This window comes from Sporolactobacillus terrae (genome assembly GCF_019930545.1).
GTDB classification, from domain to species: domain Bacteria; phylum Bacillota; class Bacilli; order Bacillales; family Sporolactobacillaceae; genus Sporolactobacillus; species Sporolactobacillus terrae.
In genome coordinates, this window is record NZ_CP082837.1 from 1,427,747 (window position 1) to 1,442,820 (window position 15,074).

Below are 15,074 nucleotides of genomic sequence, written 5' to 3' on the forward strand. Positions count from 1 at the left end.
GCTTCGGGTTTTTCTGTTGGATCATTATTTTCCACTGAACTCGTCTGAGTAGCGGTTCAATAGGTTATGTTTCTCATTCCAAACCTTCCAAGACAAGTCAACGAAGTAGTTATGCGGATTTTCAAAGCGGAGCACTTCTGCCCACTGGCGCTGCACTTGTTCCTGAGCAAATTGGCGAATGTCCATGACGGATGGGCTCTTGTAACACAACTTGCCGTCTTTGAAAATCTGTTTTCGTAAAAGTTCCGCTTTATACCGCTTTAATTTTTTCTTTTTCCAAGTAAATACAGGATCAAATAAGGTGAGCATCTTGCTTTCATCAATCGTTTCCGATTCATCACAAATCAGATCGGCGATTGCCTTATCCGCATCCTTATCATAGATCCGGTAAATCTTTTTAAATCCTGGATTGGTGATTTTCTCTTCATTTTCACTGATCTTGATGCGCGGAATGATTTTGCCGTCTTTCTCAACGGCTACGAGTTTGTACACGCCACCAAAAACCGGTTCGGAACGTGCGGTGATCAATCGCTCACCGACACCAAATGAATTGATTTTTGCGCCTTCAACCAAGACATCTTTAATGATATGTTCATCAAGAGAGTTGGAGATGACAATCATTGTATCCGGGAAACCCGCCTCATCCAGCGCTTTCCTCACCTTGCGCGTCAAATAGGTTATATCCCCTGAATCAATCCGAATCCCCATCGGCTCATGACCTTGTTCGCGAAGTTCTTTAAACACTTGAATCGCATTGGGAAGCCCTGATTTCAAGACATTATACGTATCGATCAAGACCAGACATTGATCTGGATACGCTCTTGCCCACGCGCGAAACGCTTCGAGTTCACTGTCAAATAATTGTACCCAGCTGTGGGCCATCGTGCCTGAGACCGGGATATCGAACATCATGCCCGCTAATGTATTGGCCGTTGCAGAACATCCACCGATGACTGCGGCGCGCGCGCCATAGATGGCGCCATCATACCCTTGAGCCCGCCGAGATCCGAACTCCATCACCGGTCGATTCCCGGCAACGCGGCAAATGCGGTTTGCTTTTGTTGCAATCAACGTCTGGTGATTAATCGTTACAAGGATCATTGTTTCAAGCAGCTGTGCCTGAATCGCGGGACCACGTACAGTGACGAGCGGTTCGTTTGGAAAAACAGGATAGCCTTCAGGAATTGCCCAAACATCACAAGAAAACCTAAATGTGGAAAGATAATCGAGAAATTTTTCTGAAAAGGACTTAGTGGAGCGGAGATAATTAATATCTTCCTCTGTAAAACGGAGATTCTCAAGGTATTCAATCAGCTGGTCCACTCCGGCCATAATGCAATAGCCGCCCCCGTCAGGCACTCTGCGGAAATACATATCAAAATAGACGATTTGATCGCCTACTCCTTCCGAAAGATAGCTGTTCCCCATGGTCAGCTCGTAAAAGTCAACCAGCATCGTGAGATCTCGATCATTTCTCACGTCAAACCTGGATTTCATGATCTAGTTTCCTCCAATGTTTTCCTATATGTATTTATTAGTGACATTTGAATCGAGTATACTATTGACGCTCAATCTTGTAAACTGTGCCTCAATTCCAATGGGGTGTGTTTTTTTGTTAAAATGAAATTAATTTTATGAATGGGACATTAGATGTCAAAAAATAATAAACATACATTCACAATAAATCAATATTTTGCTTAACAATGATCACGTACACTATAATAAAAGCATCGCACAGATCAAAAAGACAGTTTCACTGCGAATCATTTATCGCCTTTCGATGCTTCGAATCTGTTTATAGGGAGGTTAGACGATTGCTGTCCATTCATGCACTGTATGAAATGGAATGCCGCTTATTCCGACGAATCAATCAGCATTTTGAACGCAGAATGTTAAATGCTTATTTTCGCATGATCACCAATATTGGCGGGGCCGTACTTGAAATTGCACTCGTTCTCTTTTTGTTGATTTTTGCACACGGTCCATTGCATTTAACCGCTATTGCTTGTGCTGTATCACTAATAACGAGTCATATTATTGTTCAGATTTTCAAAAGATGCTTTCCGAGAAAACGTCCTTATCTCATCCTTGACGGAACAAATCATCCAGTAAATCCAATACAAGACAACTCATTCCCGTCGGGTCATAGTACTGCTATTTTTTCTGTTATTACTCCATTAATATTATTTCACCCGTCGTTAAGCCTTATACTGCTTCCTATTGGATTGAGCGTTGCTGTATCTCGAATTTTTCTTGGCTTGCATTATCCATCTGATGTACTCTCCGGCATTTTGTTAGGCTCCGTGACTGGTTATCTTTGTTTTATAAAAATTGTTGTACCCTTTTAAAGGACATCCTAGGCAGTTGGTGATTGATCGACTGCCTTCATTTCGCACACTTTTAAAAGCGTTTTCATTCTTTATTTACAAAAATTGCTGTATACTAAAGAGCGTTAAAGGAGTTTGGAGGGAATTCACGTGATTCAATTAATTGCGATCGATCTTGACGGCACTTTACTGAATGATCGGAAACAGATCACAAAACAGACACAAGCCGTACTCAAAGCAGCACGAACAAGCGGCGTTCGAATCGTGCTCTGTTCCGGCCGCCCGCTTCGCGGAATCGACAGGTATCTGCGCATACTTGGACTTACCAATCCTGGTGATTTTGCAATCACGTACAACGGAGGGCTTGTGCAAAAAAGCGATTCCGGTGAAGTCATCTCTGAAAAGACCTTAACTCGCGACCAGCTGCTTTCCCTATACGCATTGAGCCAAGAACGTGACCTTCCAATGAATTTTATTGATCGCGAAAAAGTATACTGTCCCCCTTATCCTAAGCAAAAGCCTTCTTTATACGGAACAGTCATGAAAACAATGCCCTTTGTAAAAGCAGATATGGAGCACCTTCCTGCCGACATCCAAGTCAATAAAGCCGTCTTCTGCATCAGCGAGAAAATTCTAACACCGGCAATTGCCGGCATTCCGCAAACGTACATGAAAAACTATACCATGGTTAAATCTCATCCTTACCTGCTTGAAATTTTAAATAAGGATGCAGATAAGGGTAAGGCACTGCAAACGCTCACTCATTTTCTTGGTTTGTCTTCAGCTGAGGTGATGGCAATCGGTGACGAAGAAAACGATTTGGCAATGATTCGGTTTGCCGGATTAGGCATTGCAATGGGCAACGCGATTGATGCATTAAAAGCTGAAGCTCAATTCGTGACCAAGACGAATGAGCAGGAAGGCGTTGCCTACGCCATTGAAAACTATGTATTGAACCAATAATTGATCCTACAGTGGTCTTCCTAAGCACCCACTGCAGAAATAGAGCACCACAAAAGAAGAACGGATCGCGGCATCATCGCGGTCCGTTCTTCAATGAATCGTCCTCTTGGTCACGGTCTGCGACAGGAAATCCTTCTGCTCAGTGAGTGACGTTCCAGAGCATCGCTCCAGATGCTTAAAACTGCCGCAGCGAGAACCATCAGCGCGCCGATCCAGGTTGTATCAATTAAGTTGAGATAACGAACAACTTGACCGCCAATGAATGATCCTAAAGCGACTCCCCCGTTAAATGCTGCGATATTTACAGCAGAGGCAACAGCCACAGCTTCCGGGACAAAACGTTCCGCGAGCATCACAGCGTAAAGCTGCAAACCAGGAACATTCATAAACGCAAATAAACCCATGAAAACAACAGTGGTCACACCAAGTAATTTGTTCGATGCGGTGAAGGACAAGAGAAAGAGTGCAGCAGCCTGGAAAATAAACATATAGATCAATGCGTGCATCGGATTATTATTCGCAACCTTCCCGCCGAATGCATTTCCGACAGCAATAGCAACGCCATACACAAACAAGATCAGAGCAACAGCATTTGGCGAGAATCCAGTGATTTTTTCCAATAATGGAGACAGATAGGTGAAGACAACAAACGTCCCACCATAGCCAAGTGCAGTGATTACGAAAACAAGAAGCAGCGGTCCAGTCTTGATGAGTTTAAACTGATCAGCAAATCTCATTTTTGGTGCTTTTTTCAACTGAGAAGGAATTAAAAAACCGTTGGCAACTAATGCAATGAATCCAATGATTACAATAACGACAAAGGCGGCTCTCCATCCCATTATTTGACCAATGAACGTACCGATTGGCACACCAGTCACTGTTGCGAGCGTAACTCCGGTAAACATAATCGCTATCGCACTCGCACGTTTATTCGGTGCTACAAGATCAGCGGCAATTGTCGCGCCGATCGACATAAACACACCGTGAGAAAAAGAAGACAGTATTCGTGCTGCCAGCAACAGATCGATCGTTGGCGCAACAGCAGCCAGTGTATTGGCGACGAGAAAAACAATCATGATTAAGATCAGCAGCCGTTTCTTTGGTATTTTTACCGTCAACGAGGTTAGTACTGGAGCGCCGATGGTTACACCCAATGCATAGAGCGTGACGGTTAGTCCCGCCATTGAATAAGAAACATGAAATTCCTGCATCATTAACGGGAGCAAACCAACACTGATGAATTCTGTTGTACCAATAGCGAATGCACTTGTTGCTAGAGCGATTAAGGAAAAAACACTACGTTTAGACGACATGAAGCGACCCCTTCCAGAATGGTGTTCAAAACAATTTGCACATGCTATTATGGTAGGTGCATAATCTTTAGCCAAGTACGCACTTTTTTGTAGGGTAAGCACTTTTTTGTAACAATTGTGGAGGTTACAACGTTGACTAAGAAATATAATATTTCAGTTGAAGCGACACTCGAGGTCATTGGTGGGAAATGGAAACCCGTCATTCTCTGCCATTTAATGAACGGTAAGAAAAGAACCGGAGAGCTCAAACGATTGATCCCGAAAATCACGCAAAAAATGCTGACCCAGCAGCTGCGTGAGCTTGAACACGACGGTATTATCAATCGTATTGTATACAACCAGGTACCGCCAAAAGTCGAATATGAATTGAGTACGTACGGAAATTCTTTACGAGAAATTCTCCATTCGCTCTGCATTTGGGGTGAGCATCATATCGAACGTACTTACGGTGATGCTAAGAATTATCTTGAGGACAGCATTCTTAATCAATAGCGCAAAACGACCGTTGGCCAATGTGGTCAACGGTCGTTTTGCTTTCGACGATTCGATTAATAAGCATCTCGCGGCTGCTGTGGTTTTCTTACCAAAGCCATAATTCCAGCGATCAGCAACAGAATGCCGGGAACAAACAGTTCCGGTAGACTCAAGATTCCTGCAATCAGCAATACTATTCCAGACGTTTTCGTCATCTTTAATTTCAAAAGAAGGAACAGGCCAATTGCTGTAAGCAAAAAGATAATTATGCTGTACACTAAAATAAAATTGCCTGCCGCCTGTGCAATATGAATATAATCATTAATTTGCTGCGGGGTTAAGTTCTGCTGCTCGCCTGCAGCTTGCAGCTGGCTGCGTATCACAGAGTAATCCGCAGTGACCAATCGAATACCGATGAGCAATACGAGCAGATTAATGCAACCACCAATAACCGTCAATGCAATTTCTCCAGTTCTTTTCAACTAAATTCCTCCTTCAATCTGTTGATTTCCTCAACACGTTGTACAGATCCAGGAATTATTTTATCATCTGCTGACCCTTGTTCCGTTCTTCAACGCTCTTCATTAGCCAATGATTGCCACCATCAAGTTAATAGAAGGTAATAATAGGCAATCGGCCGTAACTGCACTCACTGTAAACCCCTGCCTCGATCAATCAATCCGTATTCGTAAATCTCAACTGTTGATTCAAGGGAAGTTGCGTTCCATTTTCATCAATCATCGTTGAATGATTACGCTGCACGCTTCGTGAAAAGAACCATGACGCAACGAAATACGGTATGTAACCGGATGAAAAAACAACTTCTTGATAAATGGAAAACAATGTGAGAAAGCAGTGGAAAAAACGATGAGAAAGAACGCATGCAAGAGTGAATAAGTGGTTTAATGTTCAAAGGCATTCAGATTAAACGCCTACACTCTACTTTAGTCAGCTGATTGTGAAACTCCATGGAAAATGTATCTTATAAAAACTATACACTATTTTTCATCATTGATCATGGGAAAAATTGTCAATAAAAAAACGGTATAAGACTCATCTATCCTAAAAATTACATATAATTATATATTTTCCATTTTATGGATTTGCATTGCAAAAAAATAAGCTGAGAATCGAAACGGCGCATGTCGCCTGACTTCTGATTCTCAACTGAAACCACCACATTTACCCTGAAGTTAGAATTCCACTCTCTTATAGGATATAAGTATGGCTGACTGAAACCAGTCAAAATTGAAAAGCTATCATTATGGGGAGCCTCAACAATAGCTAAAACGCCTTCACTCACCGACTTGGCCGAATCGCCCAAATAATATCAGGACTGAACATGGCCGTCACCTCCTTTTGATGTAATTATAGTAGCATGATTCGACAATTTTATTTTAAAATGTATAATATACTCACACATTACAGGGAGGAACGATGTCATGGGCTATCAATTAGGGGAAGTTCTGAAGAAAGTACGCCAGTCGAAAAGATACACACAAAAATATGTTGCAGATGAAGAAATGTCACGCGCAACTTATGCAAAAATAGAAGCGTGTAGCATGCAGCCTACAGTTGGAAAATTCATGCATATATTAAAAAAACTTGATATAACGTATGATGAATTGACCTATATTCAACATTCTTACCGATTAAGCGGAAAAGAAGAAATAATACATGATTTATTTCAATTATCTTTTAGTACTGAGATTAATAAACTCCACTCACTTAATTTTAAGTGTGAGTCCTATTTGAAAGATAATTACGATAATGTTGTGCAAGACATCAGCTATGTTTGTAAAGCTAATATCTCTATTCACAACAGCAAGAACTTTGAATCCGCTTTACCTTATGCAAAGAAAGTATGGGAACGTCTATCAAAACTTGATAATTGGTACTCAATAGAATTGAAGTTAATTAATAATATATTTTACTTTTTCCCACTTGATACAGCCATATTTATTGCAAAAAAAGCATTAGAGAATATTAATCGTTTTTCTTACATTATTCGAAATATAGAACTAAAATCTTCTTATCTGTTAAATATATCGATTCTTTTAATTAAAGATCATAAATACCAAGAAGCACTTGACTATGCTGAAAAAACAATTGACGAGTGTATTCGTATCAAAAGATATGAAGGTTTAGCAGTTGCATATAGTCGAAAAGGTATGTCCTTGATAAACCTTGAAAATAAAGACAAAGGATTCAGTTTCATACGGAAAGCTCTTTCAATATGTGATGTTTTAAACTTAGATGTAATGAGAAAAGCTATCATTCAAGAAATCGCTGAACTTACATCATTGGATATCGATCATTTTATAGCTGGCGACACCGATTAATCCTTAAAAAGTTCATGGATGCCGTCGATTAATAGTTCTTTAAGTGGGCCGAACGCAAAATCGACATCCAGTCGTTCCGTCCATTGATGTGGGTCGCGGCCTACCGGACCAAGATTCAGTACAGGTACCGATAACGCTTCGATTTCCGTGAACGGAATTGAGTAGCCATGATTCCAAAGTGGCATGTTGCCGCGAAGCTGATCCATTGACGACCGATTTGCCGGGACCCCGATATAGCTCAAATCGGATATCCCGCTGAAATAGTGCTGTTCAATCAGTTTCGTACGATAAACGTTCTGTGCGTGATCTTGAATTTTTTTAACCGTTGCTTGGATCCGTTGATGATGATGGGATTGAACCGCCGGATAAAAAGGTGGTGCATAAAAGAGAATGATCATGGGTGCTAACGTATTGCAATAAGCAGCAAGCTGGTCAACAATCAAAATCGACAGACCTCGGTCATCCATTGATCGGTACTGATTTATCCAGGCAGCGATCATTTGCGCCACTTTCTCTTTACCTAGCGATCGCTCTGCTTCATGGATTAGCTGATCAAACGTTTGTACACGCACAGTCTGATGTGAAGCCGATGAACCGGTTCGTTTTGCATATTTTTCTGCTTCGTCATGATAGCGCGCCTCAATTTTGCGAGCAGCAGAAGTCGCTTTTCGAAGCAGTAATTCGCTCAGCTCTGCAATGGACCTCTCCAGCAGAAACAGGTTGAACAGCGTTACGGAATGATGGGGCGTTTGTACCGAATAGCCGCTCTTCAATCCCTTTTGAATTAAGTTTGTCGGCGGTGGGGCCGGCTTCCCTTCATCTTGATCACACAAATCCGTATTCAATTCAATCTCAGCCGTCACCAGAGACGCCATAAGATTGCTGTTTAATCCTGAAAACGGCTCACCAACATGCGTTTCTTTTCCACAGCAGAGAAAGCCAGGCATTATTTTTCCGATTGAGCCGGTATAGATGTAATGATGGTCGTCGCCCGGGTATAGTGAGAACATCGGTTCAGAATTCAGAGCAACCCGGTAGTCTAAGTTATATTTATTCTTTAGCTGTAGTAAATGAGGAACAGCCGCACGCATGCCCACGGAATTCGCTTCTTCATCGGGAACAGAAATAAACAGCAGATTGCCAGAAAACGCACCCTGACTTGCCATCTCCAGCAGAGATAAGTGAACGGCAAGACCACTTTTCATATCCATCGATCCTCTTCCGAACAGCCAGTGACCTGATGCGAGATCCTCGCGCACGCTTTGCGGCAGGCGATCCATTTCGCGATAGAATTGTTGGGTTAATGCTTTCACTTCAAATGCGGAGTCCTGCCACTTCCCGAAATCTTTAATATCAACGACATCAAAATGGCTGAACAAAATAACGGTTTTCGCAGTCGGTTCCGGTGCCCGAACAAAAGCTGAAACAAGAGAACGTCCATCTTCTGCAAATAGTTGCTGCAAATCATCCGGGTGTTGCAAAAAATAATCCATCTCAGATAGTTTTTTGATTATTAATTCAGGAAAATCTTTCTCTGCTTGTGATCCGGAGATGCTAGGAATACGCACCATCTCACAAAGAAGATCAGTCATTGCCTCTTTCGTTTGCCACATAGCCACTGCTCGAACACCCGCCTTCTTCTAGAATCCATTTAGTTTCATTATACAAGCATCAGGCAGTATAAATAGCGTTTTCCGTTGAAAGTAAACGATTTAAGAAAAATCGGGCAAAATACGCCCGGTCCTTAATTTCCAACCATGTATGATGGTCTCCTGTCTTTTCGGTGCTGAATCGCCGCTTCGGTTACTCGCTTGCCGCGGGCGCACCGCGAGCCTCCTCAGACAAACAGAAATCTGCGGGGTCTCGCTGGCACGCGGTTCCCGCAGGCGTCTCGTACCTCCGCTTTGATTCTTGGCCAAGACACTGAGCTATTGATTTGAAGACAGGGCAAATTCTATACTTTCTTTTCCTATAAGAAAAACAGAGTCGTTTATTAAGTTCCGCAAAACGGAAATACTGATCAAGCATTCCACTCAATGACCTGTCCGCAGTGGCAGAGTCCGCCGCCAAATCCGTACAATAAAAGGCGATCGTTTTTCTTAATCTTTCCTTCTTTAACGGCATCAGACAATGCAAGACCAATTGAGGCTGATGACGTGTTTCCATAATACTCCAAGCTGTACAATACTTTGTCCATCGGTACGTTCAATCGATCAAACACAGCTTCAATCAAACGTAAATTTGCACTGTGTGGAATGAACCAATCAATGTCCTCGATGGAAAGTCCGCTGTTTTTGAGCAGCTCGGGAATGCCCGTTGTCACGGTTTTTACCGCCCACTTGTAGACTTCACGTCCATTTTGAATCATCTTTCCAGTATCCACCAATTTTGCACCATCCATGACGGTTGACAACCCGGTACGGTACAGTGCTTTTCCTAGGCTGCCGTCAGCACCCATATAAGCACCAAGGAACGCCCCATTTTCTTCGCTTCGTTCGACGAGTGCTGCGCTGGCGCCGTCGCCGAGCAAAACGCAAGTCGTGCGGTCGCTGTAATCCGTTACTTTTGACATCGTTTCAGCGGCAATCACAAGAATTTTTTTATGCAATCCGCTCGTTACTAAACCGTTAGCTACATGGAGGGCATATTCAAATCCGGAGCAAGCGGCACTCAGATCAATGGCACCGGCTTGTTTTAACTGAAAAGCTGCTTGGACACGTGCAGAAACGCTTGGGAATCCATAATCAGGAGTCGTGGTTGAGACGATCACGAGATCCGTATCGTGTAGATCACTCTGATAGCGTGCGACAAGATCCTTGACTGCCGCACAAGCCAAATCGCTGGAAAACTGTTCCGGACCAGCGATGCGCCGTTCCTTCATTCCTGTTCTCCGAACAATCCATTCATCAGAAGTGTCTACGAGCTTTTCTAAATCTTGGTTCGTCAAACGTTGCTCCGGTACATAGGCACCGATCGCCGACAATTTTGCTGTTGATTTCAATGGCTATACCGTCCCTTCACTGCTGTTATTGATCATATTATACCAGATATTAATACCACATCCTACATTCTTATTTTTTCAGCGCTAAACGTCTAAACCCATTGCATAAAAAAACGAGCTGGGAGACCCAACTCGCGTGCTGCTTCACTAAATCAATTATTTTTTTGTGGTACCGGGTCTTTGCCCAGAAAAGCCGTGTAAAACCAAATCGTCTTATCCAGCTTATTCTTAATTGCAATCAGTGTATCATTCGTGACTGCATCACCTTCACGGTCAGAGATCACAATCCCTTCTACCAGCTCATTGCGAAGCAATACGAGATCGTCAACCGCTGTCTGAACCATTTCCTTCTCACTTAGCGGATTGACATACGGCTGTTCCTTAAGGCTTGCATGTTCCAGAAACTCACGTAATGTCGAATAGGGCCGCCCGTTAATCTGAAGCAGACGTTCTGCCAATTCATCGAGAATTTCCGTTGTTTGATTATATAGTTCTTCAAATTTCGCATGCAAGGTGAAAAAATTTGCACCTTTCACATACCAATGCAGTTGATGCAATTTTGTATAAAACAATCCATAATTTGCAACTTGCTTATTCAAAAAAGTTTTCGTCGTTGTTTCTTGTTGAATAGACATTAAAACAGCTCCTTATTAATAATGTTTTTCTTTATGTAATCATTATAATTTAAATTGTATTTTTTGTCTACCTTATTGTTCCAGAAATAATTTCAGCTAAACCTATCGCCTCTATTTGCGCTATCTATTTTCATTTACAGCGTCAGTTTTATCATCTTTATTGCAAAATCCTTGAGCCGCCGCTTCCCTTAATAAGATGTCCATCGATGAGGCAAAAAATAAATTTAATGTAAAATGAAATTTCATTCATTTTAGTTGACTGTGTTAACCTTTATCGGTACCATATAAAACAGTTAACACAGTTATCTATTTTATGGAGGTTTAATAAATGGAGCTTGACTCGATCAAATCCCTGATTAATGCCTATGAGGAGGTTTCGATTTATACATCCAATAAGGTACATGAAGCCGTTGAGAGCGTGCTTCGATCCCATGGCATTACGTATGAACAGATGTGCTTGCTGCGCATGATTTATCGTCATCATGGAATTAGTTCAATCCAGATTTCAGAAGCATTGGATATTAACAAAAGCGGCGTCAGTATTCGCGTCAATCGGTTAGTAGGGAAAGGCTACGTTGAAAAACAAAAGATTGATAATCGCAGTTTTGGGCTGTATATCACTGCCAATGGTCGTGCCGTCTTACAAGAAGGAGAGCGAAAGATCCACGACCTTGTCGGGAAATGGATTGAAGAAGTCGGTGAAGAAGACAGCAAGGCATTCATCCGAATTTATACGAGAATTAATGAAACGATTCGGAAACAGAAGGTGGAACAATGAAGAAAGTAATCAAGCTTCGATGGGTTTTCCTAGCCATTTGGATTGTTGGTCTGGCGGCATTGATCCTAACCCAACCGAATATGAACCAGCTCGTCCGTGATAAAGGCGGCTATGCACTTCCAAATGATTATTCAAGCAGTGTCGCCAGCAGAATTGAAAAGCAATTTAGTGGCGATCAGAACACGACATCATACATTGCGGTATTCCATTCAGATCAAGGATTATCAACGAAGCAAATGGATCGCATCAAAGAAACACTACAGAAAATAAGGGCGGATCAGAAAGACCTCCATATCAATAATGTCGTGGACAGTTTTGATCAGACCGATTTAAAGAGTCAGCTGGTCGCAAAAAACAACAAAACGCTCATGGCAGTCTTTCAAGTAGAAAACACGAACGATGTGACCGTCCATCAATTGCGCGCCAAAATGGATACGCAAATCAAAACGAACGGAGTCAAGACCTATCTTACGGGTCAAGAACTGATCAATGACGATATGAGTACCTCCGCGGAAGCGGGACTACAAAAGACTGAATGGATTACCGTTGTATTCATACTCGTTGTTCTTTTACTCGTCTTCCGTTCACTGATCGCACCATTTATTCCGCTCGTCACCGTAGGAATCAGTTACGTCGTTGCTCAGAGTGTGGTTGCGTTTCTGATCAAATATTTTGACTTTCCGGTCTCCAATTTCACACAAATTTTCATGGTTGCCATCATGTTCGGGATTGGAACGGACTACTGCATTTTACTCATGAGCCGTTTTAAAGAAGAACTTGCAAAAGGAAAGGACAAAACCCGAGCAACACAGGCAACTTTTAGAACTGCCGGTAAAACCGTACTGCACAGTGGGATTCCGGTCTTCATCGCGTTCCTGTCTCTTGTTTTTGTTCAATTTAGCCTTTACCGTAGCGCGATCGCCGTCGGTGTCGGCATTATCTTCCTGCTGTTAGCACTTTTCACCTTGCTGCCTCTGTTCATGTCCACGTTGGGCAAACAGTTATTCTGGCCGATGGTTGGTAAAATCAAAGAACCGAAGAGTCCGCTTTGGGCGGGTGCAGGCAATCTTGCGTTCACGCGTCCGCTGATTGCACTTTTAATTGTTGCTGCCTTTCTCGTTCCGCCGATTCTGACTTACAATGGTCAATTATCTTTTAACTCACCTGAAGAGCTGCCTGACCATTATGCAGCAAAGGAAGGATTCGACGTTGTCTCAAATGACTTCGGTCCGGGAAATATATCCCCAGCAACCCTCTACTTAAAAAATGATGATAACATGAAAACAACGGACTATATTGCACTCATTGAACGGATTTCAACTGAACTAAAGACGGATGCAAATGTGTCAAAGGTCATGAGTATTTCCCGTCCATTGGGAGATCGTTTAAAGGATATCTACGTTGCGAAACAGTCACAAGCACTGCACAGTGGTTTATCGGATGCCTCTGACGGCTTAGGCACCTTACAAAAAAGTCTGAACGACACAAGCAAGAAAATTGATGCCTCGCAGCCTCAGCTTGCAGCCGTACAAACCGGAGCTGACAAACTGCAAGTCGGCACAAACGATACAAAAAAAGGCGTTCAAGATCTGCAATCTGCACTGGCAAAGATTTCCGACGGAATTAAAAAGGGATCAAGCGGAACCAGTGAAATCAGGACGCATGTTCACGATGCGCAAAAGCAGCTGACACAACTGCAAACGGGTCAGCAGCAACTTCAAAATGGGTATCAAAACGTTGCTCAGAGCTTGCAGACACTCTCCGATCAGCTCGGAAAATTTTCGACCGGATCAAGCGCTCAGCCGGCCATCGATACAACACAACTAAAGAAAACCTTAGGACAAATTCAATCGGGTCTGCAGGCATACGCCGCGGCACACCCTGAAGCGATGCGGGACCCTAATTTCAGAACCATAGCTGCTGGATTGCAAAAGCTTCCGGATGAGATGAACCAGCTGCAGTCCTCGATCCAGTCTGAAGCAGCGAAACAGTCGCAAGCAGCACAAGGACAAATCAGCCAACCCAATAAGAACATCCAAGCGCTGGCAGACGGAATGAACACCCTGAACGCCCAGTCTGCCAAAGTCTCCGATGGACTTAGCGCTTTTAAGTCCGGTTTGGCACAACTCGATACAGGCCTCGCTCAACTGGAAAACGGGTTAAACCAGGCAAGCAATGGTCAAGCGCAAGTGATTGCCAGCACCCCGAAGATCACTAATGCCTTAACGCAAATTGCATCGGGTCAAGAAAAACTGAAAAATGGATTTTCTGATGTTCAAGATCAGATGAAAGACCTGTCTAGCGGATTATCCGAAGGTGCAAGCGGGACCAATAAAATTCAAAGTGGCCTTCAATCGGCAAACAAGTTAGTCGGCAGCTGGGCAAAGGTTCCTTATGATCAGTCGGGCATCTACGTACCTGAACAGATTTTTAACAATAAAGATTTTAAGACCGCCCTTGATCAATACATGAGCAGTGACGGAAAGATCACAACCCTTCAAGTGACGATGAAGGAAGATCCGTATACCAATAAAGGGATCGCTGATCTGCGCAATCTGAAAAAAGAACTTCCATCAATACTAAAAGGAACGAAGCTCGAAAATGCTCAAGTTGGGGTCAGCGGTATCGCCAGCTTTAACAGTGATTTGAAACAACTCGTAAGTTCCGACTATCAAAAAGCCGTTACCTTTGTCATTATCGGTGTCTTTATTGCGCTCGTTATCGTGCTGCGCTCGCTCAGCATGCCGATCTATTTAATGGCATCGCTTCTGCTCACTTATTTCGCGTCAATGGGCTTCACAGAGCTGATCTTCACTAAACTCTTTCATTTTTCAGGGTTGACGTGGACGACTCAATTTTTCGGCTTTATCGTCCTCGTAGCCTTGGGCATTGACTACTCAATCTTTGTCATGACACGATTTAATGAGTATGTTAATCAAGCAATAAAAGAACGCATGCTGCTCACGTTGTGGCATATGGGAAGTGTAATCTTCTCCGCTGTTTTGATCCTCAGCGGTACTTTTGCGGCAATGATGCCTTCCGGAATGCTGTCGCTCGTTGAAATTTCAACGGTGGTCATTATTGGTTTGGTGCTTTACGCAGCGATCTTGATTCCATTGTTCATCCCGGTAATGGTAAAACTGCTTGGGCGTGGCAACTGGTGGCCGTTTATGGAGCGTCCGAAAAAATCGGTACCTTCAGATGATTCACCCTCCATGTAAATGAAAGCACACAACGAAAA

General features: G+C 42.9%; 12 protein-coding genes. 6 read left to right on the forward strand and 6 right to left on the reverse strand.

Going from position 1 to position 15,074, the window contains the following annotated elements; genetic code table 11:
- Positions 1-24: 24 nt before the first annotated feature.
- On the reverse strand, positions 25-1,497 hold the full coding sequence (locus tag K7399_RS06730) for a nicotinate phosphoribosyltransferase (RefSeq protein WP_028976477.1): 1,473 nt from the start codon (positions 1,495-1,497) through the stop codon (positions 25-27).
- Positions 1,498-1,817: 320 nt separating this feature from the next.
- On the opposite strand from K7399_RS06730, the gene K7399_RS06735 reads away from it, so the two are divergent.
- A complete protein-coding gene (locus K7399_RS06735) occupies positions 1,818-2,348 on the forward strand; it encodes a phosphatase PAP2 family protein (protein ID WP_028976478.1) in 531 nt (176 codons plus the stop codon).
- 129 nt (positions 2,349-2,477) lie between these two features.
- The gene (gene yidA / locus K7399_RS06740) at positions 2,478-3,290 is read left to right on the forward strand and encodes a sugar-phosphatase (RefSeq protein WP_028976479.1); all 813 of its coding nucleotides are present in this window, start codon (positions 2,478-2,480) and stop codon (positions 3,288-3,290) included.
- Positions 3,291-3,400: 110 nt separating this feature from the next.
- On the opposite strand, the gene K7399_RS06745 is transcribed toward yidA, so the two are convergent.
- Positions 3,401-4,603 carry an MFS transporter gene (locus K7399_RS06745; protein WP_028976480.1) on the reverse strand — a complete coding sequence of 401 codons (1,203 nt, stop codon included), beginning with the start codon at positions 4,601-4,603 and terminating at the stop codon, positions 3,401-3,403.
- 132 nt (positions 4,604-4,735) lie between these two features.
- Here K7399_RS06745 and K7399_RS06750 point away from each other — a divergent pair, with 132 nt between their 5' ends.
- Positions 4,736-5,095 carry a winged helix-turn-helix transcriptional regulator gene (locus K7399_RS06750; protein WP_028976481.1) on the forward strand — a complete coding sequence of 120 codons (360 nt, stop codon included), beginning with the start codon at positions 4,736-4,738 and terminating at the stop codon, positions 5,093-5,095.
- A gap of 56 nt (positions 5,096-5,151) precedes the next feature.
- Here the strand turns inward: K7399_RS06750 and K7399_RS06755 are convergent, their stop codons facing one another.
- Positions 5,152-5,559: a DUF4064 domain-containing protein gene (locus K7399_RS06755; RefSeq protein ID WP_028976482.1), complete on the reverse strand. Its 408-nt coding sequence runs from the start codon at positions 5,557-5,559 to the stop codon at positions 5,152-5,154.
- Between the two features lie 960 nt (positions 5,560-6,519).
- Here K7399_RS06755 and K7399_RS06760 point away from each other — a divergent pair.
- On the forward strand, positions 6,520-7,419 hold the full coding sequence (locus tag K7399_RS06760) for a helix-turn-helix domain-containing protein (protein WP_028976484.1): 900 nt from the start codon (positions 6,520-6,522) through the stop codon (positions 7,417-7,419).
- Here K7399_RS06760 and K7399_RS06765 read toward each other — a convergent pair.
- The 3 genes from K7399_RS06765 to K7399_RS06775 form a co-directional block, all read right to left on the reverse strand.
- Positions 7,416-9,038: a M20/M25/M40 family metallo-hydrolase gene (locus K7399_RS06765; RefSeq protein ID WP_028976485.1), complete on the reverse strand. Its 1,623-nt coding sequence runs from the start codon at positions 9,036-9,038 to the stop codon at positions 7,416-7,418. The two genes, K7399_RS06760 and K7399_RS06765, sit on opposite strands and share 4 nt — an antisense overlap.
- A gap of 401 nt (positions 9,039-9,439) precedes the next feature.
- Positions 9,440-10,420 (reverse strand): ketoacyl-ACP synthase III, encoded by a 981-nt coding sequence (locus tag K7399_RS06770; protein WP_028976486.1) that lies wholly within the window; start codon positions 10,418-10,420, stop codon positions 9,440-9,442.
- Between the two features lie 152 nt (positions 10,421-10,572).
- The gene (locus K7399_RS06775) at positions 10,573-11,055 is read right to left on the reverse strand and encodes a Dps family protein (protein ID WP_037563099.1); all 483 of its coding nucleotides are present in this window, start codon (positions 11,053-11,055) and stop codon (positions 10,573-10,575) included.
- A 328-nt stretch (positions 11,056-11,383) separates the two neighbouring features.
- Here K7399_RS06775 and K7399_RS06780 point away from each other — a divergent pair, with 328 nt between their 5' ends.
- On the forward strand, positions 11,384-11,833 hold the full coding sequence (locus K7399_RS06780) for a MarR family winged helix-turn-helix transcriptional regulator (RefSeq protein WP_028976488.1): 450 nt from the start codon (positions 11,384-11,386) through the stop codon (positions 11,831-11,833).
- The gene (locus K7399_RS06785; protein WP_037563100.1) at positions 11,830-15,054 is read left to right on the forward strand and encodes an MMPL family transporter; all 3,225 of its coding nucleotides are present in this window, start codon (positions 11,830-11,832) and stop codon (positions 15,052-15,054) included. Before K7399_RS06780 ends, K7399_RS06785 begins: the two co-directional genes overlap by 4 nt.
- Positions 15,055-15,074: the final 20 nt, after the last annotated feature.

Bases quoted from the DNA above. Each gene is read 5' to 3' on its own strand.
- K7399_RS06730 (WP_028976477.1), bottom strand. From the start codon at position 1,497: ATGAAATCCAGGTTTGACGTGAGAAATGATCGAGATCTCACGATGCTG.
- K7399_RS06745 (WP_028976480.1), bottom strand. From the start codon at position 4,603: ATGTCGTCTAAACGTAGTGTTTTTTCCTTAATCGCTCTAGCAACAAGT.
- K7399_RS06760 (WP_028976484.1), top strand. From the start codon at position 6,520: ATGGGCTATCAATTAGGGGAAGTTCTGAAGAAAGTACGCCAGTCGAAA.
- K7399_RS06775 (WP_037563099.1), bottom strand. From the start codon at position 11,055: ATGTCTATTCAACAAGAAACAACGACGAAAACTTTTTTGAATAAGCAA.
- K7399_RS06780 (WP_028976488.1), top strand. From the start codon at position 11,384: ATGGAGCTTGACTCGATCAAATCCCTGATTAATGCCTATGAGGAGGTT.
- K7399_RS06785 (WP_037563100.1), top strand. From the start codon at position 11,830: ATGAAGAAAGTAATCAAGCTTCGATGGGTTTTCCTAGCCATTTGGATT.